General features: G+C 49.4%; 22 protein-coding genes. 7 read left to right on the top strand and 15 right to left on the bottom strand.

All coding sequences use genetic code 11. From position 1 onward, the window contains the following. The first annotated feature begins 115 nt into the window (after nucleotides 1–115). Complete coding sequence (gene pcrA / locus AC5JLB_RS27485; RefSeq protein ID WP_495877016.1) at nucleotides 116–2467, top strand: DNA helicase PcrA; 2352 nt, start codon at nucleotides 116–118, stop codon at nucleotides 2465–2467. A gap of 8 nt (nucleotides 2468–2475) precedes the next feature. Here the strand turns inward: pcrA and AC5JLB_RS27480 are convergent, their stop codons facing one another. Further along, nucleotides 2476–2688, bottom strand: coding sequence for a type II toxin-antitoxin system HicA family toxin (locus AC5JLB_RS27480; RefSeq protein ID WP_495877015.1), 213 nt, complete (start codon nucleotides 2686–2688; stop codon nucleotides 2476–2478). Next, nucleotides 2685–2888 (bottom strand): type II toxin-antitoxin system HicB family antitoxin, encoded by a 204-nt coding sequence (locus AC5JLB_RS27475; protein ID WP_495877014.1) that lies wholly within the window; start codon nucleotides 2886–2888, stop codon nucleotides 2685–2687. Before AC5JLB_RS27475 ends, AC5JLB_RS27480 begins: the two co-directional genes overlap by 4 nt. A 41-nt stretch (nucleotides 2889–2929) precedes the next feature. Between AC5JLB_RS27475 and AC5JLB_RS27470 the strand changes: the two genes are divergently transcribed. Next, nucleotides 2930–3781: a M15 family metallopeptidase gene (locus AC5JLB_RS27470; RefSeq protein ID WP_495877013.1), complete on the top strand. Its 852-nt coding sequence runs from the start codon at nucleotides 2930–2932 to the stop codon at nucleotides 3779–3781. Nucleotides 3782–4304: 523 nt separating this feature from the next. On the opposite strand, the gene AC5JLB_RS27465 is transcribed toward AC5JLB_RS27470, so the two are convergent. The 3 genes from AC5JLB_RS27465 to AC5JLB_RS27455 form a co-directional block, all read right to left on the bottom strand. Beyond that, nucleotides 4305–4583 carry a hypothetical protein gene (locus AC5JLB_RS27465; RefSeq protein ID WP_495877033.1) on the bottom strand — a complete coding sequence of 93 codons (279 nt, stop codon included), beginning with the start codon at nucleotides 4581–4583 and terminating at the stop codon, nucleotides 4305–4307. Between the two features lie 183 nt (nucleotides 4584–4766). Next, the gene (locus tag AC5JLB_RS27460) at nucleotides 4767–7622 is read right to left on the bottom strand and encodes a glycerol-3-phosphate acyltransferase (RefSeq protein WP_495877012.1); all 2856 of its coding nucleotides are present in this window, start codon (nucleotides 7620–7622) and stop codon (nucleotides 4767–4769) included. 131 nt (nucleotides 7623–7753) lie between these two features. Then, complete coding sequence (locus AC5JLB_RS27455) at nucleotides 7754–8350, bottom strand: Uma2 family endonuclease (RefSeq protein WP_495877011.1); 597 nt, start codon at nucleotides 8348–8350, stop codon at nucleotides 7754–7756. A 133-nt stretch (nucleotides 8351–8483) separates the two neighbouring features. Between AC5JLB_RS27455 and AC5JLB_RS27450 the strand changes: the two genes are divergently transcribed. Beyond that, nucleotides 8484–10601: a sensor histidine kinase gene (locus tag AC5JLB_RS27450; protein ID WP_495877010.1), complete on the top strand. Its 2118-nt coding sequence runs from the start codon at nucleotides 8484–8486 to the stop codon at nucleotides 10599–10601. Nucleotides 10602–10772: 171 nt separating this feature from the next. Here AC5JLB_RS27450 and AC5JLB_RS27445 read toward each other — a convergent pair whose 3' ends face one another. Further along, entirely contained in the window at nucleotides 10773–10976 is a 204-nt protein-coding gene (locus AC5JLB_RS27445; RefSeq protein WP_495692435.1) for a hypothetical protein, read from the bottom strand. A 2-nt stretch (nucleotides 10977–10978) separates the two neighbouring features. Continuing rightward, nucleotides 10979–11542 carry a peptide deformylase gene (gene def, locus AC5JLB_RS27440; RefSeq protein ID WP_495877009.1) on the bottom strand — a complete coding sequence of 188 codons (564 nt, stop codon included), beginning with the start codon at nucleotides 11540–11542 and terminating at the stop codon, nucleotides 10979–10981. A 165-nt stretch (nucleotides 11543–11707) separates the two neighbouring features. Here def and AC5JLB_RS27435 point away from each other — a divergent pair, with 165 nt between their 5' ends. Together AC5JLB_RS27435 and AC5JLB_RS27430 are read left to right on the top strand one after the other, a co-directional pair. Beyond that, nucleotides 11708–12610, top strand: coding sequence for a cell division protein FtsX (locus AC5JLB_RS27435; protein WP_495877008.1), 903 nt, complete (start codon nucleotides 11708–11710; stop codon nucleotides 12608–12610). 6 nt (nucleotides 12611–12616) lie between these two features. Further along, entirely contained in the window at nucleotides 12617–13474 is an 858-nt protein-coding gene (locus tag AC5JLB_RS27430) for a DUF3598 family protein (RefSeq protein ID WP_495877007.1), read from the top strand. 13 nt (nucleotides 13475–13487) lie between these two features. Here the strand turns inward: AC5JLB_RS27430 and aat are convergent, their stop codons facing one another. Continuing rightward, the gene (gene aat, locus AC5JLB_RS27425) at nucleotides 13488–14171 is read right to left on the bottom strand and encodes a leucyl/phenylalanyl-tRNA--protein transferase (protein ID WP_495877006.1); all 684 of its coding nucleotides are present in this window, start codon (nucleotides 14169–14171) and stop codon (nucleotides 13488–13490) included. Between aat and AC5JLB_RS27420 the strand changes: the two genes are divergently transcribed. Continuing rightward, nucleotides 14153–14482: a DUF8822 family protein gene (locus AC5JLB_RS27420; protein ID WP_495692430.1), complete on the top strand. Its 330-nt coding sequence runs from the start codon at nucleotides 14153–14155 to the stop codon at nucleotides 14480–14482. The genes aat and AC5JLB_RS27420 overlap by 19 nt on opposite strands. 65 nt (nucleotides 14483–14547) lie before the next feature. Here AC5JLB_RS27420 and rpsN read toward each other — a convergent pair whose 3' ends face one another. The 7 genes from rpsN to AC5JLB_RS27385 form a co-directional block, all read right to left on the bottom strand. Beyond that, complete coding sequence (gene rpsN / locus AC5JLB_RS27415; protein ID WP_495877005.1) at nucleotides 14548–14850, bottom strand: 30S ribosomal protein S14; 303 nt, start codon at nucleotides 14848–14850, stop codon at nucleotides 14548–14550. 62 nt (nucleotides 14851–14912) lie between these two features. After that, nucleotides 14913–15602, bottom strand: a complete 690-nt coding sequence (nth, locus tag AC5JLB_RS27410) for an endonuclease III (RefSeq protein ID WP_495877004.1) — start codon at nucleotides 15600–15602, stop codon at nucleotides 14913–14915. Continuing rightward, a complete protein-coding gene (rseP, locus tag AC5JLB_RS27405; protein WP_495877003.1) occupies nucleotides 15599–16717 on the bottom strand; it encodes an RIP metalloprotease RseP in 1119 nt (372 codons plus the stop codon). Before rseP ends, nth begins: the two co-directional genes overlap by 4 nt. Before the next feature lie 90 nt (nucleotides 16718–16807). Then, nucleotides 16808–18130: a serine--tRNA ligase gene (gene serS / locus AC5JLB_RS27400; protein WP_495877002.1), complete on the bottom strand. Its 1323-nt coding sequence runs from the start codon at nucleotides 18128–18130 to the stop codon at nucleotides 16808–16810. Nucleotides 18131–18176: 46 nt separating this feature from the next. Then, complete coding sequence (locus AC5JLB_RS27395; protein WP_495877001.1) at nucleotides 18177–18788, bottom strand: glutathione binding-like protein; 612 nt, start codon at nucleotides 18786–18788, stop codon at nucleotides 18177–18179. Between the two features lie 234 nt (nucleotides 18789–19022). Further along, the gene (locus AC5JLB_RS27390; RefSeq protein ID WP_495877000.1) at nucleotides 19023–20090 is read right to left on the bottom strand and encodes a 3-deoxy-7-phosphoheptulonate synthase; all 1068 of its coding nucleotides are present in this window, start codon (nucleotides 20088–20090) and stop codon (nucleotides 19023–19025) included. Between the two features lie 223 nt (nucleotides 20091–20313). Next, on the bottom strand, nucleotides 20314–20574 hold the full coding sequence (locus AC5JLB_RS27385; protein WP_495876999.1) for a DUF1830 domain-containing protein: 261 nt from the start codon (nucleotides 20572–20574) through the stop codon (nucleotides 20314–20316). A gap of 137 nt (nucleotides 20575–20711) precedes the next feature. Here AC5JLB_RS27385 and AC5JLB_RS27380 point away from each other — a divergent pair, with 137 nt between their 5' ends. Further along, nucleotides 20712–21503, top strand: coding sequence for an IS5 family transposase (locus AC5JLB_RS27380; RefSeq protein WP_495876998.1), 792 nt, complete (start codon nucleotides 20712–20714; stop codon nucleotides 21501–21503). Nucleotides 21504–21589 lie beyond the last annotated feature (86 nt).

Raw genomic sequence — 21589 nt, 5'->3', positions numbered from 1 at the left:
ATCGCGCATCTTCACGCTTTCCTTCCGTTCGGCTTTCTCAACCACTTCTCTCACCGCGCGATTCTGGGAATGCGATAGGCTGGTCATGGAGTAAAATCATCTTTTTGCCCTCGCCATGACTACTGACTTCTTGAGCCATCTCAACCCTTCACAACGACAAGCGGTGGAGCATTTTTGCGGGCCATTACTGGTGATTGCGGGAGCAGGATCAGGTAAGACGCGGGCACTGACCTATCGAATCGCCAATTTGGTGCTAGAGCATCGGGTTGACCCGGAGAATATCTTAGCGGTGACGTTTACGAACAAAGCCGCGAAGGAGATGAAAGAGCGGATCGAGCGGCTGTTTGCCGAGCGTGAGGCAATACGTGAGCATGGTAAATCGCTAGAGTCGTTGCCGGGATACGTGCAGACAAAGCTACGATCGCACATCTACAAAACCATTACCAAAGATCTGTGGATTGGCACGTTTCATGCGCTGTGCTGCCGAATTTTGCGCTTTGATATCGAAAAATTTCAGGATGAGCGGGGGCGCAAATGGACAAAGGCATTCTCCATTTTTGACGAGTCAGATGCTCAGAGCCTCGTCAAAGATATTATTATCAATCAGCTAAATTTAGACGAAAAGAAATTCGATCCGCGATCGGTTCGGTATGCGATTAGCAATGCTAAAAACAAAGGACTTTCTCCGCAAGAGTATGAGAAAGAGCAGCCGAATTTTAGAGGTCGTGTGATTAGCAATATCTACAGCGTGTATCAAGACAAATTAGCCGAAAACAATGCTGTAGATTTTGACGATTTAATCCTAATTCCGGTACTTCTGTTTCGTCAGAATGAACAGATTCGAGCCTATTGGCACAAACGCTTTCGCCACATTCTAGTAGATGAATATCAAGACACAAATCGCACACAATATGATCTGATTCAACTGTTGGTCACCAATGGAGAGTCAGCAACTAAATTCGATGACTGGAACTACCGCTCCGTCTTTGTGGTAGGCGATGCTGACCAGTCGATCTATTCGTTCCGCATGGCAGATTTCACCATCTTGATGGGATTTCAACACGACTTTGGAGATGGGTTGCCGGATGACGACACCCGAACGATGGTGAAGCTCCAGGAGAATTATCGCTCCACTGAGAACATTCTTCAACTTGCGAACGAACTGATCGAAAATAACACGGAGCGAATCGACAAAATTCTCAAACCCACTCGCGGACAGGGAGAACCTGCGTTCTGCTATCGCGCTCAAGACGAGATTGATGAAGCTGAATTTGTGGTTCAGCGAATGCGAAAGCTAGAGCAAAATAATTCTGATTTGCACTGGGGTAAGTTCGCGATTCTCTACCGGACAAACGCTCAATCGCGTGCGTTTGAAGACATTTTGGTGCGTTGGGGTGTGCCCTATAAGATTGTTGGCGGTTTGCGGTTCTACGATCGCAAAGAAATTAAAGACGTGTTGGCGTATTTAAGAGCGATCGTAAACCCTGCCGATACGATTAGCCTGCTGCGCGTGATCAATACGCCTCGTCGGGGTGTCGGCAAATCGACCATTGAATCTCTGCAAAAAGCGTCGATCGAGTTGGGCATTCCGCTTTGGGAGATCATCAGCGACGAAACCTCGGTTAAAACCCTGGCTGGACGCTCCGCTAAAGGAGTTATAGCGTTTGCAAATATCATTCAGAAGTACCGCGAGATGCTCGATGCTGTCTCAGCAAATGAAATTGTGCAAGGCGTATTAGAAGATTCGGGGTACGTGCAAGACCTGAAAGCGCAAGGCACAGACGAGGCGGAAGATCGCTTTCAGAACGTGCAGGAACTTTACAACGCGGTGCTGCAATATGAGGAAGAAAATGAAGACGACAAGAGCTTGATTGGCTTCTTAGCGAGTGCATCCCTCGCGTCAGATTTAGACAACACGCCAGAAGAAACGACAACCGTTTCGCTGATGACATTGCACTCATCAAAGGGGTTAGAGTTTCCGATTGTGTTCTTAGTTGGGCTAGAGCAAGGCTTGTTTCCGAGCTATCGTTCTCTCGATGATCCGGCAGCGATCGAGGAAGAACGGCGGCTCTGTTATGTTGGCATTACCCGCGCTAAGGAGCGATTGTTCATCTCTCATGCTCGCGAACGCCGCTTGTATGGAAACCGTGAACCTGCCAGTCCTTCGCTATTTTTGGCGGAAATGCCGCGTGAATTGATGGATTCTAATACGGCAACCTCGATTCCAGCGAAGTGGACCAAAGGTGCGGCTCAAACTAAGTCGCCGATTCTGGTTAACCACGCGGATGCCGATGCTGATTGGAGCGTTGGCGATCGCGTGATTCACAGTCAGTTTGGCGTGGGTGAAATCACAAACGTCTTTGGCTCTGGAACCAAAGCAACGCTGGCGATCCGATTTGATGGCTTACCAGGAATGAAGCGGAAGATCTTACCCATTAGCGATCGCGCCCTCCAGTCGATCGATTAATCTGTCTTCTATTCGGTGTCTGGAATGCTTGCATTGAGCATAATGTTACGCATTGTACTGATGAGCAAATCTCGACCTTTATGAAATGGCACAATCACCTGAAGACTCGAATCCGGCTGTCTCCATTTTCGATGGCTTCCTTTCTGCGATACGAAGACAAATCCATACTGCTGTAGAATTTGCTCAACTTCAATAGCCGTCATTCGACGGGTGCGCGTCATCCCACTGAGACCTCTCGCACGATCGCGCCAGAGGCTAGATCTATAGGATCTGGTTCTAAGTACAGCACGATCGCGGCTCGAATGTTGTCTAACGCTTCTTGTTCCGTTTCTCCAGCAGAGACACATCCTGGTAATTGCGGACACCAAACGGCCCACTCTCCAGTTTCTGCATCCGGTTCAAGAATCACTTGCCATTTCATTGAATTTTGCCTGTGCCGTTATTTCAAGTGTATAAGATAGCTTGTCCAGAACTGACGGTGATGAATTCACGTTGCCTGCAAACGCTTACTTTAACAATATTGGGTTGATGAGAATTTTAAGTTGGTTACGATCGCACGCCTTACTGATTGTTGCCCTAACGTCTTTTAGTTGGGTCATCGCGCTCAACTATAGTGGACTGCATCTCAGCGTGGGCGCATCGGTTGAACCAACGGCAATTTCGCCACTGCCGACACGCCCCAACTCTGCACAATTGTTGTTGAAATCACCCGCTCCTGCACCCACTCCCAGCACGCCTGCTTCATCGTTGTTGCCTGGTCTACGTCCTCGCCCGTCGCTCAATACCCCTTCCCCTAAGGCTTCGCCTAAACTAGGGCACTTTCCTTACCCTCAAGCGGAGCTAACCACACTGGTCGTCGTTGGTAAATACGGGGGGCGTGTGGAAAAATTAGCACCGGAAGCCGCGATCGCATGGCAACAAATGGTCAGTGCAGCGAAAGCGAGTAAGGTATCCATTGTGCCGATTTCTGGGTTTCGTAGTATTGATGAGCAAGCGATGTTATTTCGCGATCGCGTGCGGAGGCGTGGCCTAGAGGGAGCTGCTAGGAGCGTTGCGCCTCCGGGATACAGCGAACATCACACGGGATATGCGATTGATGTTGGTGATGGTCGCGCTCCCTATTTAGATATTTCTCAAGCGTTTGCTCGCTCGTCTGCCTTTCAGTGGATGGCCAAAAATGCTAAGAAATTTGGATTTGAGTTATCGTTTCGCCCTAACAATGCTCAACGCGTGATTTATGAACCTTGGCACTGGCGGTTTGTGGGTTCAGAGCAAGCGCTGCGTCTGTTTGCGACAGCCCGAGAGCAAGGATAAGGTCTTCGATCGCTTCGCGGGGATAAAGGGTGAAGAAATAAACCTGATTCTTCGTTCGCTATTTCTCCGTCGTCAGTGCGTGAACCGAAAAATAGCGGATTTAGGTCTCCGGTTTCTCGAAACAACTGGAGATCTTTGCCTCATATGTTCTTAGGATCGTGGATTGAATAACTCTAACACTTGCGTAGCTCCGGGTTGCCCTCATCCCCTAACCCCTTCTCCCACAGGAGAAGGAGAACTAGAGTCTTGCTCCCTCTCCTGCGGGCTACCGTGTACACAGCAAGTCGATGTCGCTTCGTTTGGGTCGCCTTCTGCCCCCTAAATCCCCCATGCTGGGAGACTTTGACAAAGAAAGATCTCTAGCGTCCGAAGAATGGTAACGGTTCAAAGTCCCCCAATTTTGGGAGATTTAGGGGGCGAAGGATCTCGGCCATGACTAATCGCTCGACTTGTGTGTACACGGTAGCTCCTGCGGGAGAGGGTTGGGGTGAGGGTAAATTCGGTTTTATTTAATCCATGATCCTTAGGGACTTGCTAAGAAATAGTATCCCGCTTTGGATCTCGGTATTGCGCTCCAAATGTAGCCTGCCCATTGCGACTTTCGCTTCAGAATTTGACAACTCCCGAAGACAATCTGACAACTCCGGAGGAGAATCTGAGAACTCCCGAAGACAATCTGACAACTCCCGAAGACAATCTGACAACTCCCGAAGGCAATTTGAGAACTCCGGAAGACAATCTGAGAACTCCCGAAGACAATCTGAGAACTCCCGAAGACAATTTGACAACTCCCGAAGACAATCTGAGAACTCCCGAAGACAATTTGACAACTCCCGAAGACAATCTGAGAACTCCGGAAGCAGATGGAAGACCTCTCAAAGAAGCATTAGCGACTGGGTGAAGCGAAACAACGTTCCTTATAGTAAGGGGACACTATTTTCAAGCAACTCTCTTATCTGTTACATCCGCGTCAGCTTAAATATCGCTACAGAATTTCAATCCTGCCGCGTTGTCCATCGATCCGAACCTGCTGTCCATCGTGTAAGCGGGTTGTGGCATTCGGAATATCCATCACGGCAGGAATTCGGTATTCTCGCGCGACGATCGCGCCGTGAGAGAGTTTGCCGCCCACCTCAGAAATGAGTCCGCCCACCTGTGCCAAAATTGCTGCCCAGCCCGAATCGGTGTAGGGCACGACCAAAATAGTATCGCGATCGAGGCTAATCCCGGTCGAGAGCGACTTCATGATTTTGATGCGTCCTTCTTTTTGTCCAGAACTTGCTCCAATGCCTTGCAGCGTTTGAGAGGCTTGCCAGGTTTCTAGCTTAGGTTCGGGTGGATCGTCTCCGTACACCAACTGCGGCACTTGGGCGAGTTGGCGATCTTGTTCAAACTGCGATCGCCGTTGTTCAATGAGACGAGAAAAGGTTGAAGTCGCAGCAACGTGCCGAATCTCGTCATACTTCAGAAAGAAGATGTCTCCCGGCTGCTCTAACACACCTAAAGTTAACCATTGTTCTTCTAACGCCACAAAGCTCCAGCGCAAGTGTGCCAACAGTCGGCTATACACTTCCGTCACCTTGCCTTTGAGATCGACTCGTTGCTGAACGCGCGATCGACCTGGCACTACCTCTCGCTCAATCGGATGAAAGTAAAACTGAGTAAACACCTCTCGAATCGGCTTTGGATCTTCTCTCCACGTGGGTATAGCAATGTCAGTTCCGACCTCGCTCAAATAGCCGTATTGCTCTAGAAACCTGTCGAACTCGGCTAACACATCCCGCCCTTGCTTCGTCTCACTCAGGTGCTCAAACAATTGCTCAGCCGACAATTGATGAGAGAGATTGCCAGTTTGTTTTGCTCTAGTAGCAATGGCTTGAAGCGATCGCAAAGCGGCAACTTCGGGCGTTCGGCTGTTATCAAGCTCATCCTCTGAAACTTTCAAGATTGACCGTCGCAACGCTGCACTGAGGGGAGCAAGGATGCTGTAGTACGTCGCTCGTTTGAGCAATTCCAAAATTTTGTCTATGCGATCTAACACCTCTACTGTCGAAAGCTGTGTTGCTGAATGCGTTGCAAATTCGGTTAACGCAGGTGAGAAATAGCGTTGGTCATCTCGTTGAAAATCTTTCTCTAACCGTAGTTCCCGTCGGACTAACTTCAGCAATCCGGGGACGTTTTGCAGCGTTGACTTTATCGGTGGCTTGCTAAACTTTGCACCTCTGGTCAAAAACTCTAGACTCTCTGGCGGCAATCCCATGCGGCGAAACGTTTGTCCTAATAGCGACGCATTAAAGTAAGCGTGAGCATAGTGCAACGTTGCCGTTTCATTAAAATCTAATCCTTGAGCTTGCTGACCTAGTACCAACGAGAACAACTCTCCCCAAACGCCACAGGTCAACGGGCGATTAATCGACCATGTTAACGGACGAATCGCGCCCGGAATCACTTCGGCAGCAATCTTGCGCGTCCAGATCGGAATCAAGGTGGTAATCGGGCGAGATTGCAAGAGCCATAACGTCTGCCCGTCATAGCTCCACTCAATATCTTGGGGAATGCCGTGATAGTGCGCCTCTAGATGGCGAGCCAGATATGCCACCTGCTGCACCAAGCGAAGCGGCACTTCCCCGCTTCCCTGCACTTCCAGCGTCATCTCATCGGGCAACGTCCAATTCGAGCCGAGTTCTGACACCAGCACTTGATAACTTTCAGGCGTCACTTGCCCCGACACCACCCGTTCAGCACTGCCGGGCAACGCTTCAACCAAGACCGCATCGCCTTGCCGCGCGATCGGGTCTCGGCTAAATGCCACACCAGAAAACGCGCCGCGAACCTGCTGCTGAATTAGCACAACCATTGAGGTATCTGGTAAATTGCGATCGCGCCGATACCTGACCGCAGACGGCTGATCGTAAGACGCCAAACACTGTGCGATCGCGCTCAACAAATCGCTTTGCCGTGTGATCCCTAAAATCGTCTCATACTGTCCCGCCGCTGACGCGAGTTCCGAATCTTCGCCAATCGCCGACGATCGCACGACCAACGGGGTTCGCTCTGATGGCTGCAACAGTTCGATCAACGGTTGTGGATCATCTCCCGGCAGCAGTACCCATCCCATCGGAACTGGATAGCCCAATCCTTTTAGATGAGCCAGAGTCGCCGCCTTTTCGCCAACTTTACTGGCTTGCAGAGGCTGATCTAGAGAAAGAACAGCGCGATCGCCGCGAAAGAATTTAAACATGGTTTGTGAATCCGTCTGAGCCGTATCTGGCTTCAACTCCAAGTCATCTGGAATTTGAGTGTAAATCCATCCCATCAGACCTGCAAGGCAAATCGACGCCCCAATCAGGGCGGAGTCGTCTGGATGCCGCGCGGCAGTGAGCAACGGAAACAGAATTAAAACTCCAAATCGCCCTAGCTTTCGTTCTCGTAGGAGAGTAAATCCGATGCCACCGATCAAAAATGTCAGAAAAGACGTGATCGGATCGTGCACAATGTAGCCCCACGTCACATTCGTTGTGCCTGCACCTTTACCAATCCAGTAGCGCCCAAAAACGAGAGCGATCAGCGCAATTAACTCCCATTCAGGATGATCTGGGAAGAACGATCGCGCCAACAGCACCGCCAAAATGCCCTTCAGCGCCTCAGACAACACCGCTAAAATGCCTGCCACCTTGCCGCCATGATAAAACGCGGCTGAAACGCTGACATTTTTCGTCCCAATTCGGCTCAACCGCTTTCGAGTCAGCGCAACCGTAATCCACTCGATCAGCGGCAATCCGCCCAAAATTGGGCACAGCAGAAAAATTAGCAGAGAACCCCAAACCTGTGTCAGTGTCATGTGCGATCGTTCAACGTCATTCCTCTTGAAGTCTAGATCGTTTGACGTGAGTGAAGGGCACTGCTGTTCGTGGCGAAATGATTGATCAGACCGATTGAGTAGTCAGATTGAGTCGTCAGATCAAGCAAGTCTTAACTCTTCTGTGATCGAACTGCACGGAGAAATTCTTGGATAGCTTGAGGTTGCGCTTCGGGTTGAACATATTGCGCCAACAATTGCAAGCTTAAAGCTGGGAAGAAATAACTGCAATTGGTTTCCCGGTAATGGCCTTCCCGTAAGTCATAAAGTGTCAATTTGTTGTTCTGCCACATCAAAACTTCTGGAATACCAAGCCCCTGATAGACGGCTAGCTTGTCCACTCCTCCACTCGTCAAATTAACTTCAATGGCAAAATCAGGTAGTTCTTTGAGAGAACCCACACAGTAGCACTCATCAGGTTCGAGTCCTCGCGCCTTAGCTTCACGCCGAAACGTTGTTGAGCCATAGCCATGTAAGGGAATATCAACCTCTTCCGCATATCGTTCTAGAAGTCTTGCAATCACCTTTTTAAGCATTTCATGTTCAGGTGAGGGCATAAAGATTTCTAGAGTTCCCTCTAGGTAGATAAGCCGTAGTCCAGGGTAGTCTTCAAGCGTTGCTAAGAGGCTCTCATACTGTTGCCAAGTCACGCTAGGCAAGACTACCCGTTGTTCTTTGGCGTCAAATGGTAGTTGGGTTAAGGCAGTCATAGGAGTGTAACTTAGCTATCTCGCACTACTCGAGCTAATTGTAGCTTGAGTAAAATTACCTGGTTGACTGAATCACTTAATGACTGCTTGGGGAAAACTGAAAAAGTGAACAGCGACGTAAAGTAGGTTTGAAATGAATGAATTACTGATTGCTGCCAACGGGTTCATTGCACTCTGCTACTTGACGATCGCGATTCTAATTTTCTTACCGTTTATTCAGGGTCAGCAAAAAACGCCGCTGGTGCTGGCAACAATTTTGGTGTTTTTTAGCTATGCATTGAGTCATGGAGGACACGTGCTAATGATGGCAGACGGAGTCCGCTACTCGTCTCCGGCCTTGCTAAAATTCCAGTTGGGCGTGGATCTGCTCACCGCTACGATCGCTGGAACGTATGTTGCACTGAGGCGCTATTACTCCTTCCTGATTGACGGCCCCGTGTTACTGAGCCAAGCGCAAACGCAGCTTGCACAAGCCAATGATAAGTTAGCTAGCCTCAATGCCACGTTAGAGGCTCAAGTCTTGGAACGCACGGTGGAACTTGCTACAGCAAACGCACAAGTCTCGGCAAGTGAAGCACGGTTTCAACGGTTAGCCGCAAACGTTCCAGGAATGATTTATCAATTCCGCTTAGAGCCAGATGGGAAAGCCTGGTTTCCTTATATCTCGTCGGGTTGCCTAGAACTTTATGAATTGGAACCAGAAGCCGTTCAGCAAAATGCTGATTTACTCATTGAGGCGATTCACCCAGAGGATCGAGATAGATTCAATAACGCTGTCACTCATTCTGCTCAAACGCTAGAAACATGGCGATGGCAAGGACACATGATGAGCGCATCAGGGCAAAGTAAGTGGGTTCAGGGCGTGTCTCGACCTGAACGAAAACCCGATGGAGCCATTCTGTGGGATGGGTTGCTGATTGATATGAGCGATCGCAAGCAAGCGGAAGAACAACGCCGACAAGCAGAAGCCGAGCTTTATCGCAGTCATGCTTTCCTGAGAGCTCAACAAGAATCGGCGATTGATGCCATTCTGGTTGTGGATGAGCAGAACCAAGTCATGTTTTACAATCAGCGCTTTTACCAAATCTGGCAGATTCCAGAATCTTTAGTACAGAAAGGCGACGATCGGAAAATTCTAGAATTGGTGGTGACAACAACCCAAAACCCAGAAGAATTTATTACCCAAGTTGAACATCTCTATCAGCATCCAGAACTAACCAGCCGTGATGAAATCTTGCTTCGTGATGGACGGACGCTCGATCGCTATACCACAGGGGTTCATACTCCCGATGGTGATTATTATGGGAGAGTTTGGTACTTCCGCGACATCAGCGATCACAAGACGGCTGAAGCAGCGCTGCAAGCTTCCCAAGCATCCTTACAACAGAAGGCATTGCAGCTAGAAGCCGCGCTCAAAGACCTGCAACACACGCAAACCCAACTGATTCAAAGCGAGAAGATGTCGAGTTTAGGACAACTGGTAGCTGGAATCGCTCACGAGATTAATAATCCTGTCAATTTCATCCACGGCAATCTGTCGCACGCGACGGATTACATTCAAGACCTTCTACACGTACTGGACTGCTATCAGCAGCACTGTCCTGATCCAGCCCCCCAATTGCAATTGGCGATCCAGCAGGTGGATTTAGGCTTTGTCACGTCAGACTTACTAAAATTGCTATCTTCCATGCAAGTGGGAACCGATCGCATTCGCGATATTGTGCTCTCCCTACGCAACTTTTCGCGCCTGGACGAAGCAGCAATGAAAGCGGTTGATTTGCATGATGGAATTGAAAGTACGCTGCTGATTCTCCAAAATCGATTCAAAGCAAGGGCGGGTGGCGTGACTATTCAGGTGATCAAGGACTATGGAGAGTTGCCCTTAGTCGAGTGCTATGCAGGACAACTGAACCAAGTGTTCATGAACGTATTGGGGAACGCGATCGATGCTTTGGAAGCGGGGTGTCAAGACCCGACGCCGACCATTCGGATTCGGACGGAGCTTATGACGCCAAATCGGGTTGTGGTTCGCATTGCAGATAACGGGATGGGGATACCGGAGGCAGTACGATCGCGCATTTTTGACCCGTTTTTCACCACGAAGCCAGTGGGACAAGGAACAGGCTTAGGATTATCGATCAGTTATCAAGTGGTGGTTGAAAAACATAGAGGGGTGTTCAAATGCACCTCTCAACACGGGACGGAGTTTTGGATTGAAATTCCGGTTCACCAAGAGCGCTCCTCTGCTTAAGCGGTTGTATCGCATTTTTTTTGGTGACAGATCCTGTTTCCACCGAAATCCCTAATGTTTGTGAGCCACAATTTTCCAAAGGAGCGCAGCAGCGACAGCATCCGCAACTGCTAAAAATAAAAGCCAGATGACTCATCCGGCTTCTAATTACCTTTTAGCGTTCAGGCTAAATTACGAATTATGTTTTCTCGCGTCCGACACAGCCGAGAGAAAACAAACCACACAAGCTGGAGCGCTAAGCCCCAAGATAATTCCGGTATTCAGAACACCCAAATCTGGAGTGCCAGAGGAAAGCTCAAAAATGCTGCCAACTGCCGCGATCGCAGCGACACAAGACCCGGCAAGAAAAATGCCGCTTTTGGGAGTCATGATCATAGTTACGCCACCGGCTTCACAGCTTGAGTTGAAAATCCGCGCTTCTTCAGTTCTTGCGTCAGCGCCAATTGATTATTCACGCGATCGACAAACAGCACCCCGTTGAGGTGATCGATCTCATGCTGAATCGCACGGGACAATAAGCCCGTCGCCTTAATAGTTCGGGGGCGTCCCTGCTCATCTTTAAACGACACTTCAATCGCTTCAGGACGCTGCACATCTAAATAGACGCCCGGAATACTGAGACAGCCTTCCTGAGTCGCAACAAGCTCACGACCAAACGACTTAACGGTTGGATTGATCAACACCAGCGGCTGATGCTCAGGATTCTCAGGATCAATATCAATCACCACAATTTGCTTATTGATTGCCACTTGCGGTGCAGCTAACCCGATCCCATCCTCGGAATACATGGTTTGCAGCATTTGGCGGACAATCTGCCGAATTTCGTCATCCACCTTTGCGACTCGCTTGGCAGGCTGACGCAAGACGCGATCGCCGAGATGATGCACCTCTAGAGGTGGCTTTGCTAACTTTTTTTTCTCAACTAAAACTTCTGAAGGCATGGACAGTTCACCCGCATTGAATGCCAAAGGCCGGATCGATTCCGTCTTGGTTCTATCTTATCCAATTTAGGACAGGTCGGAGTGCAGTTTTCGGGTTGGAAATCTGGGGTTTGGTTCAGAAAAATGTGTGTTAAAAGGGAGAGCGCAACGGGGGAGGAAATTTTAATGCTGCGATTTTTTACAAAGCTTGATTATTTGCTGCGGGAAACGATGCTCGGCTTAAAGCGGGGCGGCTGGATGAATTGGGCAGCCATCAGTACGGTAACAGTTCTGCTGTTTCTGTTTGGCGTGAGTTTGCAAGCATCGTGGCAGCTAGAAGGCTTGCTGAACCAGTTTGGCAGCCAGTTAGAAGTTTCGGCTTATCTAGAAACGGGCGTTTCGACAGACATGCTCAAGCCAGTCGTCGAGAAGCTGCCTTCGGTGGCGGCTGTAGAAGGAACCTCAAAAGAGGAAGCATGGAGCCATTTAGTGAAAGAACTGGGTTTGTCGAGCCTCAAAGATGCAACCAACCAACTGGAGGGAAATCCTTTAGTTGACGAGTTGAAAGTCAAAGCAAAATCATCTGAGCAAGTCCCGGCTCTCGCTCAAACGCTCAAACAGCTACAAGGCGTTGAAGACGTTCGCTATGTGGATGAAGCGGTACAACGAATTGCCCAACTCAATCAAGGATTCAACTCGGTCAGTTTGATCATCACGGGGATGCTAACCATAACCGCGATCGCCGTGATCAGTACGACGATTCGACTAATTGTGTTAGCCCGTCGTCGCGAAATTGAAGTGATGCAACTGGTGGGAGCCACGCGGGGCTGGATTTATCTACCGTTTGTGCTTCAAGGCATTACGTTTGGCGTTGTAGGAGCCACGCTCGCCGGGGGACTAATCTATGGCGTTCAACGAGCGATCGCGCATTTTCTATCCGAGCAAGCCGACTTTTTGCAATTTCTCACACACAACGCTCCACTGAAACCTATGGAGGTAATCCTCCTTCCGATAATTTTGTTGAGCTTCGGAGCTTCGGTAGGATTAATGGGCAGTTTGTTTGCAGTCCGCCGTTTCGCAAAAACCTAATTGCCTATGAAGTCTCAGTGGGAATGCTTTCTACAAAATGTTGGAGAATGGCACGGTTCATTCACGAGCCTTTCACGGCAAGGTGAGGCATTAGAGGATATCCCTTCTGTTGTAACCATTGAGCAAACGCAACCTCAACAGGTTCACTTCACCCTCCACCGAGATTCGCCAAACCATCAAGATATCGAACTCGACTTGCGCGGCTCGTTCGGGCGCGATGCTCTGTTTTTTGAGACTGGAGCGTTCTCGCTTGGGTCAATGCAACTTAGCCCATTTGGAAAATTTGGTTGCGAATTTGGGTTGATGGATATCGACGCTTCGGAGCTGCGCGGAGCGAATCGTCGCCTCAGATTTGTTCAGCTTTTCGAGAATCAAGCCCTCCACACGTTAACCCTGATTCGCGAACAACGGGCTGGAACTGATGCTCCTGAACGTCCTTCACTAACTGTCGATGATTTGATTGGAGAGTGGCGGGGTGAAGCGGTGACACTGTATCCCGACTGGAGATCGCCTGATTCCTACTCAACAGCGCTAACCATTCAGCGTGAGGGCGATCGCTTAAAGCAGGAACTCCGGTTTGGAGAGGGAGACGCAGGGCATATAATCACATCCACTGCCGCCATCAAGGGTTCAACGCTGTTATTCGACCAAGGCGCAACACCAATTCAAATTCTGCTTTTGCCGGATGGTGCGTCGTGTAACTGTCCGTTGCAAATCAAACCTTGCCAGCCGTTTGTTTTAGAACTAGGCTGGTTGCTTCGATCGAACCTGCGCCAACGGATTGTTCGCAGTTACGACAACAAAGGGGAATGGACGAGTTTAACGTTGGTGACAGAACACAAGGTGACAGAACAGAACCAGTAGAAAGGGCAAGGCTCTACGTGATCGCGCAGTCTCGCTCTAGTGCCTGCCGCAACAAATCCCTGTATCCCCGTCCCCCGATTGGAAACGCTCCAAATCGCTCTAAGTGTGGGTTCATCATCTGAGCATCAAACAGGACAAACTGCCTCGCCCTCAAATGCTCCACCAGTTTTACCATTGCCACCTTAGAGCCATCTGGAATTCGGTAAAACATCGACTCGCCAATGAATGCGCCTCGAATCGCAAGACCCAAAATCCCCCCCGCTAGTTCATCGCCTTGCCAAGTCTCAAAACTGTACGCCCAGCCTTCCTCGTACAGCATCCAGTAAATGCTCTTTAATTCAGATGAAATCCAGGTTGTCTCGCGATCGGCGCATCCTTCTACTACGGCTTCAAAGTCTCGATTGATCGCGACCGAAAATCGATCTTGATTGAGAATGCGTTGCAGCGATCGCGGGTAGCGAAACCGATCATCAAGCGGAATCAGCGTGCGATCGCGACTGGTATACCACGCCAAATCATCTCCTGATTCATCTGCCATCAGGAAATACCCTTGCGCATACCCTTCAATAATGGATGGCACATCAATTCGCATGGGCGGAACCGAGATGATTTTTAATGAACGGAGCAGAGGGGGAGCGTTATAGTCTAGATAGCCGTGTTCAAAAACGGGAGCCTCGTATGGTTGAACCCATTCCATCCATTACCTTACCGCCTGCCCAACACCCAAAGCGTGAAGGGGAGTGGCTACAACAAAAGCTCCAGCAGTGGCTCGATACAGAATTTTTACCAGAAATTATTAATCAAGTCATCGCCTACCGTGCCGCGCAAATCTTTGTCAGACAAAGAATGGAGGGAGAAAATGATTTGGGAGCCTTGGTCATGGCGATCATCGCCGAGATGCAGGCCTTTGATTTCTCTCAAAGCTTTTACAGCGAATTTGCAGTTGCAAATGCTGTGAGCGATCTCTTGCTTGACAGTTTAGGGATTGACCGATGCTGCGGACAATAATTTTTATATTTAGAAAGCGTAAGGTCTAAGGCATTTTGTGATTGCTCCTTAAACCTCAACGCCCATTACCAGCTCGACTTAACTACGCCAGGAAGCAGTCCTTGGTGCGCCATTTCACGAATGCAGTGGCGCGACAGCCCAAAATCGCGATATACGCCTCTCGGACGACCCGTGATCCAACAGCGATTCCGCACACGCACTCTGGCGCTGTTGCGGGGAAGCTGCTGAATTTGGCGGTGAATTTCTAGCTTCTCAGACTGAGACGTTGCCGCTTCAAACTGACTTTTCAGTTCGCTGCGCTTCTCAGCATACTTTTCGACAGTTTTTTTGCGCTTTTTCTCGCGCTCAATCATGCTTTTCTTAGCCATGACTCAATCTTGAACCTTCTTCTAAAGACACTGTTTCTGATTGTACTCAATATCCGCTGGAATTACGACTTGGCAGCCGCCTTTTTTGCAGAATTGGCGGCTAAGAAGGCGGAGGGACAGAGATCGGCAAGCTCGCAGCGATCGCACTCTGGCTTCCGCGCATCGCACACAGCGCGACCATGATAAATCAGCCGAATTGACCAATTCTCCCAGTCAGGCTGCGGAATCAGTTTCATCAAATCTCGCTCGATCTTCACTGGTTCGGTGTTTTTAGTGAAGCCCAATCGATAGGCGAGACGCTTGACGTGAGTATCAACGGTGACTCCCAGATTGACGCCAAACGCATGCGCCGAAACGACATTTGCCGTTTTGCGGGCCACGCCGGGAAGCTGAAGTAACTCGTCCATCGTCCGAGGCACTTCACCCCCAAATCGTTCTACGATCAGGCGGCAAGCCGCTTGAATATTTTTTGCCTTGTTGCGGTAAAACCCTGTCGATCGCACCAATTCTTCTAACTCGGAAAGGTCGGCTCCTGCAAAGGCCGCCGCGTCTGGAAATCGACGAAACAAGGCAGGAGTGACCATATTAACTCGTGCATCGGTGCATTGAGCCGACAGAATCGTTGCAACCATCAACTGCACCGGCGTTTCGTAGTCAAGCGTACAAGGAGCCTCTGGATAGAGCCGTTTCAGACGAATCAGAACCTCTAATGCACGCTGTTTTTTAGCAGAGACGTTTCGAGTAATGCTCACTGCGGAATTAAATTGACAGTATCTCGGATGATCAGAAAAACACCTAATCCCAGTATGAGCACTAAGCCCGTTTGCATTACGCTTTCCTGAATGCGGTTGGGCAATGGCTTGCCGCGCACTCCTTCTACCAGTAAGAAGGCAAGCTGTCCGCCATCAAGCGCGGGCAAAGGAAGGATGTTGATGATAGCCAGGTTGACGCTGATCAACGACGCAAAGTTAAATAAACTTGCGGCATCCGATTCGGCAATTTTGGCTCCAGTCGCAACGATCGCAACGGGGCCTGCAACTTGGTCGGCGGTTTTACTGAAATTACTAATCAGTTGACCGAACCCTTGTACCGTCCGCACCACATTTTGCTGAAATTCTTCGCCTGCCCAGCTAAAAATTTGCAGGACATTCGTAGAGCGCTTGTAGTAGGCGAGTTTTCCGTCCGGTTGAGGCTTGATGTTAGGCTGAAGCTGAATTCCAATTCTGCCTTTGCCCGCATCGTCTTTAGGCGTCACCGTGACGTTGACCCGTTCGCTCTTGCGCTGAATCGTCAAATCCAGAGGTTGACCCGGACGAGACTCGATCGCTTCTCTCAGGGCTGAGGTGGCCTCAGTTGAGATTTCTAAGGTTGAAGTTTCGGGCTTCGTGAATGGGATCGGCTGTCCGTTGATGGCAACTATCACGTCGCCATCTCGAATGCCTGCTTGTGCAGCCGTTTCTTGAGGAACCACCTTCGGAATGAGTGCACCAGGATTGTATTGAATGCTGGGTAATCCAACAAATCCCATTTGGGCAACCAAGACGAGGTAGGCGAACAGAAGATTGGCAATCACGCCTGCGCTGATGACGATCGCCCGATCTAATACCGGACGATTTTTTAATAAATTTGGATCGTTCGGCGGAATTTCGCTGTCTGGATCGTCATCAGGAAATCCGACAAACCCTCCGAGCGGCAAAGCCCGAAGCGCGTATTCAGTTTGCGACCCTTGGTATTTCCAAACAGCGGGGCCAAAGCCAAGGGAGAACCGATTCGCATAGATACCTTGAAGCCGAGCTGCCAGAAAGTGGCCCAACTCATGAACAAAGATGAGAACCGCTAGAAGAAGAATAACCGCCAGAACTGACATAGGCAAAGACCTGAACGCCGTATTGACAACATGCTTCTATTCTAGAGCGTGAGCAGGAGTGTTAAGAAACTTCACCTAGACAGAGTTCGGTTACAGAAGGTCGCGACCCAAGTACGATCGCAGCACTTCTGGAACCCGGACTGTGCCATCTGCTTGCTGATAGTTCTCCAATACTGCCGCCATTGTCCGGCCGATCGCTAACCCCGATCCGTTCAAGGTGTGGACAAACTGAGTTCCTTTCTGTCCAGCTTCTTTGAACCGAATGTTGCCGCGACGCGCTTGAAAATCCATAAAGTTCGAGCAGCTTGAAATCTCGCGATAGGCTTCAGAAGCCGGAAGCCACACTTCGAGGTCATAGCACTTCGCCGCTCCAAACCCTAAATCTCCCGTGCATAGTTCAATTGTGCGATAGGGAAGTTTCAAAGCTTGTAGAATAGCTTCCGCATTTTGAACTAATGCTTCATGCTCCTGCTCAGAGGTGTCAGGGGCCACCAGTTTGACCAACTCCACTTTGTTAAATTGGTGCAGTCGAATCAAACCGCGAGTATCTCGTCCGTAGCTTCCCGCTTCCCGTCGAAAACAAGGCGTGTAAGCACAATGATGAATAGGTAACTGATCGGCGGGAATAATTTCATCGCGATACAGATTCGTTACTGGAACTTCAGCAGTCGGAATCAGCCACAAATCGTCATCCGCGCACTTAAAACTTTCCTCTGCAAATTTAGGGAGTTGACCCGTTGCGCTCAGCGATCGCGAGTTCACTAACAGAGGAGGCAACACTTCCAGATACCCCGCCGCAATCTGCTGATCCAACATGAACTGAATCAAGGCCCGCTCTAAAGCAGCGCCTGCACCCATCAAGACGACAAATCGAGTCTGAGCAACCTTTGTACCTCGTTCGCTGTTGAGAATTCCCAGTTGTTCAGCAATCTCGTAGTGAGGTAACACCTTGATTGTGGGCTTATGTTCATCGCCCCACCGCCGCACTTCCACATTCTCGGTTTCATCTTTGCCGATTGGGGTTGAGTCACTCGGCAGGTTGGGCAGCGCCAACACTAAATCTTTGATTTGAGCATCGATCTCTTTTTCGGTCGGCTCTAAGTCAGCGAGTTCTGTTTTGATCTGCGTTCCTTCGTCGCGCAAGGCTTGAATCTCTTCGCCGTTTGGATCAGATCCTGCTTTGATCTTCTGCCCAACGAGTTTTCCAATTTCGTTACTGCGAGCTTGCAGCCGCGATCGCGCGGCTTCTAAGTCACGCCGTTGCTGGTCAAGGGCTGCGATCGCGCTAACGTCATAGCCACCACCGCGACGGTTGAGCTTTTCTTGAACAAGGTCTGGATTTTCGCGAATTAGCTTCAGGTCAAGCACAGAGGTATCCCAAGGTCTGATAGGTGATCGAGCATGATTGCTCATCAATCAGGATACCTTGCACAGCTTACAGTTGTAGTCGGTTAGCGGTCTACTTTCGTTCTGGAACATTCATGCCTTTCTGGACAGCAGGGCGTTGATTAATCGCTTCAAACCAGCGCTTCAGATTGGGATGATTGTCCAGCGTCAATCCTTGAAACTCATAGGTAGCAACCCATGGAAACGTGGCGATGTCTGCGATCGTGTACTCTCCAGCAAGATACTCATGCTTTGCTAGTTGTCCATCTAAGACACCATATAGTCTTAGCGTTTCTTTCTCGTAACGCTCGATGGCGTAAGGGATCTTTTCTGGCGCAAATTTTTTGAAATGATTGAGTTGTCCAAACATCGGTCCTACACTTCCCATCTGAAGCATCAGCCACTCCAGAACCTGATAGCGTCCTACCTGATCGGTCGGCATCAACGCTCCGGTTTTCTCTGCTAAGTACAGCAGGATTGCTCCAGATTCAAACACGGTGATGTTGGTATCGTGATCGACGATCGCTGGAATCTTACTATTAGGATTAATTGCAACAAACTCTGCGCTAAGCTGATCGCCTTTAGTAATATCAATTACATGGACTTGGTAAGGAACACCAACTTCTTCCAGCATGATCGATGCTTTACGACCATTTGGAGTAGTGAAAGTATAGAGATCAATCATGCATTCCCTCTTGAATCCACTGTTGCTAGTAGCATAGCGTTGTTTTTCAAGTGAGGCTGCATTCCCAGAGACTATCCTCTTTCAGAGCGGTTGCTTTTGAGAATAGCGTCACAAGTCAAACTAACAGCTTCACAAGCTGTACCCCAAATGATCCGCCCTTTGGACCATTCTCAGTAAACTACAAAGAAGATTAGGACTGAGCGGATCATTTCAAACTAGCTAATACAAGCCCGATTAGCACAAGACTTCTGCCCCTCTACACTCAACCGCATCAGCAAGCATATGGAGCATGTCAAGCGTTGTCGAGAAATCAACACACGCATCGGTGATGCTTTGTCCATAGGTCAATTGATCCAAATCATCGGGGACAGCTTGGCTACCGGCGACGAGATGACTTTCGATCATGACTCCCATGCAGTGCCGCGACCCGGCTTTTAGCTGTTCTACTAAATCCTTCAGCACAGTGGACTGACGCCGATAGTCCTTGCTGCTGTTGCCGTGACTACAATCAACCATCACCCGCGACACAACATTTTGCTGAACTAACTCAGCGACGGCCTTCTCAAGCGCAGCGGCATTGTAATTAGGCCCATTCTTGCCACCGCGTAGAATAACATGGCAGTCAGGATTGCCCGTCGTGGCGACAATACTCGCCATTCCTTCTGTATTAATGCCCAGAAAACGGTGAGGACAACTGGCTGCCATAACTGCGTGAACAGCAGTCAGAAGATTGCCGTCAGTGCTGTTTTTGAAGCCCACTGGCATTGAAAGACCGGAGGCCATTTCGCGATGAGTCTGACTCTCAGTTGTTCGAGCGCCGATCGCACTCCATGAAATCAAATCTGCTAGATATTGAGGAATAATTGGATCAAGTAGCTCGGTGGCGCTCGGAATCCCTAATTGCGCTAAGTCAAGCAGTAATCTACGAGCTAAACGCAGCCCTGTGTTGATGTCGTAGCTTTCATCTAAATGGGGATCGTTAATTAGCCCTTTCCAACCCATAGTTGTGCGCGGCTTCTCAAAATACACGCGCATCACGATTTCTAATTTGTCAGAAAGTGCCTGACGAACGGGTGCTAATTTTTCAGCGTATTCGTAAGCCGCTTTAACATCGTGAATTGAGCAAGGTCCAACCACAACGAGTAAGCGATCGTCCTCTTGTCGGAGAATGCGACGAATGCGATCGCGCGTCTGAGCCACCAGTGAAGCGGCAGTCTCTGTCATTGGAATTTCTGCTTTTAATGCTGTGGGAGCCATCAGCCGCTTGGTTTCCACAACATGTAGGTCGGACGTTTTACGCATGGGTAGAATTACTCAATACAGAAGTCGCTCACGCAAGCCGAGCGGAGGATGAACCTGCCTGAATTATTCTAACAGTGTGTGATTCTGTCTTTTCTTTGTTTCTAGAAACTCTAGAATGCTGTTACCTGCATCGTGATAAATTTGATACGCCTAACGCGCCTAAGTGATTTTACAGATAAGTGATTACACAGAGCGCAACTCTGGAGGAACCACTTCAGAAAGCTCATTCAGAAGGCTCAGATTGCTTCACCTTTAAAGTTTCACATGCGATCGTATCTGCTGCGATCGCACCGATAAACCGTCCCGTATGCACCTCTAAAGAAGCGTTAAAAGGCACTTCAAACAGAAGACGCTGACCCGGAAAAATGACTCGTTCTAAATAAAAATCTGAAACATCTGCAATCCGAATGATTTGCACTTGCGGACTTGTATTGACGTAGCAGCACAAAATTAAGCTAAACTCTGCCGATAATGAATTAACCATTTTTAAAGTTTTGATACTAAATCGAAAAATCTCATAAACCTTATTAATCTTAGAGGCTGTTTGAGAAGTCAGATAGTCGGTAAAAAAGCTCTCGAGGTATACGCTGTAAATACTGTAGATACAGCACCTGGAGAGCCATGAGTAAAGCATACTCCAGTAACCTAACCCTCTCCCAGTTTGAGTTGATTGAGACTCTGATTCCAGCAGCCAAACCAGGCGGTCGTCCGCGAGCGGTCCAGATGTGGGCCGTGCTCAACGCCATCTTTTACGTTGTGGTTCAAGGCTGCAAGTGGCGCGACTTGCCCGGGGATTTTCCAGCCTGGCAAACGGTGTACACCTATTTTCGCAACTGGCGTAGAGACGGCACATGGGTGGCGATTCACGACCGGTTACGAGATTGGGTAAGAACTGACCAGGGTCGGCCTAGCAGCCCGTCTGAAGCGATTGTCGATAGTCAAAGTGTGGCAACGGCAACGATGGTGCATGAGTGCGTTGGGTTTGACAAAGCAAAACACATCAAGGGTCGCAAACGCCATACTGCCGTTGATCCCTTGGGACTAGTTTTGCGAGTGGTCGTCACTGCCGCCAGTACACCCGAACGAGAAGGCGGGAAACGAGTGTTGCAAACGGTGCATCAGATGGGAGAAGCGGTGTCTCGCCTCTACTTGATTTGGGTCGATGGTGGATATAGTGGCCGTCCCTTTTTGGTCTCGGTGATGGATGCCTTTCGTTGGGTTGTGCAAGTCGTGTTGCGACCAGAGCAGACTCAAGGCTTCGTGTTGCTCAACAAGCGGTGGGTGGTGGAACGCACGTTTGGCTGGCTCAACTGGTATCGCAGGTTGAGCAAAGATTATGAATATCTCCCAGCAAGTTCCGAGGTCATGCTCTACATTGCCATGATTCGCCTCATGGTTAGGCGCTTGGCTTAATTTGCTACTTCTTCTATCTTTTCAAACAGCCTCTAAGCTCGACTTTATCCATTAGGCAGCATAGCAAAGTGCCTCTAACCAACAGC

This window comes from Myxacorys chilensis (genome assembly GCF_059505265.1).
The sequence above is the reverse complement of the archived record's forward strand: the minus strand, read 5'-3'. Positions and strand labels throughout refer to the sequence as shown.

Bases quoted from the DNA above. Each gene is read 5' to 3' on its own strand.
- pcrA (WP_495877016.1), top strand. From the start codon at position 116: ATGACTACTGACTTCTTGAGCCATCTCAACCCTTCACAACGACAAGCG.
- AC5JLB_RS27480 (WP_495877015.1), bottom strand. From the start codon at position 2,688: ATGACGCGCACCCGTCGAATGACGGCTATTGAAGTTGAGCAAATTCTA.
- AC5JLB_RS27475 (WP_495877014.1), bottom strand. From the start codon at position 2,888: ATGAAATGGCAAGTGATTCTTGAACCGGATGCAGAAACTGGAGAGTGG.
- AC5JLB_RS27460 (WP_495877012.1), bottom strand. From the start codon at position 7,622: ATGACACTGACACAGGTTTGGGGTTCTCTGCTAATTTTTCTGCTGTGC.
- AC5JLB_RS27455 (WP_495877011.1), bottom strand. From the start codon at position 8,350: ATGACTGCCTTAACCCAACTACCATTTGACGCCAAAGAACAACGGGTA.
- AC5JLB_RS27450 (WP_495877010.1), top strand. From the start codon at position 8,484: ATGAATGAATTACTGATTGCTGCCAACGGGTTCATTGCACTCTGCTAC.
- AC5JLB_RS27445 (WP_495692435.1), bottom strand. From the start codon at position 10,976: ATGATCATGACTCCCAAAAGCGGCATTTTTCTTGCCGGGTCTTGTGTC.
- def (WP_495877009.1), bottom strand. From the start codon at position 11,542: ATGCCTTCAGAAGTTTTAGTTGAGAAAAAAAAGTTAGCAAAGCCACCT.
- AC5JLB_RS27435 (WP_495877008.1), top strand. From the start codon at position 11,708: ATGCTGCGATTTTTTACAAAGCTTGATTATTTGCTGCGGGAAACGATG.
- AC5JLB_RS27430 (WP_495877007.1), top strand. From the start codon at position 12,617: ATGAAGTCTCAGTGGGAATGCTTTCTACAAAATGTTGGAGAATGGCAC.
- AC5JLB_RS27420 (WP_495692430.1), top strand. From the start codon at position 14,153: ATGGTTGAACCCATTCCATCCATTACCTTACCGCCTGCCCAACACCCA.
- aat (WP_495877006.1), bottom strand. From the start codon at position 14,171: ATGGAATGGGTTCAACCATACGAGGCTCCCGTTTTTGAACACGGCTAT.
- rpsN (WP_495877005.1), bottom strand. From the start codon at position 14,850: ATGGCTAAGAAAAGCATGATTGAGCGCGAGAAAAAGCGCAAAAAAACT.
- rseP (WP_495877003.1), bottom strand. From the start codon at position 16,717: ATGTCAGTTCTGGCGGTTATTCTTCTTCTAGCGGTTCTCATCTTTGTT.
- serS (WP_495877002.1), bottom strand. From the start codon at position 18,130: ATGAGCAATCATGCTCGATCACCTATCAGACCTTGGGATACCTCTGTG.
- AC5JLB_RS27395 (WP_495877001.1), bottom strand. From the start codon at position 18,788: ATGATTGATCTCTATACTTTCACTACTCCAAATGGTCGTAAAGCATCG.
- AC5JLB_RS27390 (WP_495877000.1), bottom strand. From the start codon at position 20,090: ATGCGTAAAACGTCCGACCTACATGTTGTGGAAACCAAGCGGCTGATG.
- AC5JLB_RS27385 (WP_495876999.1), bottom strand. From the start codon at position 20,574: ATGGTTAATTCATTATCGGCAGAGTTTAGCTTAATTTTGTGCTGCTAC.
- AC5JLB_RS27380 (WP_495876998.1), top strand. From the start codon at position 20,712: ATGAGTAAAGCATACTCCAGTAACCTAACCCTCTCCCAGTTTGAGTTG.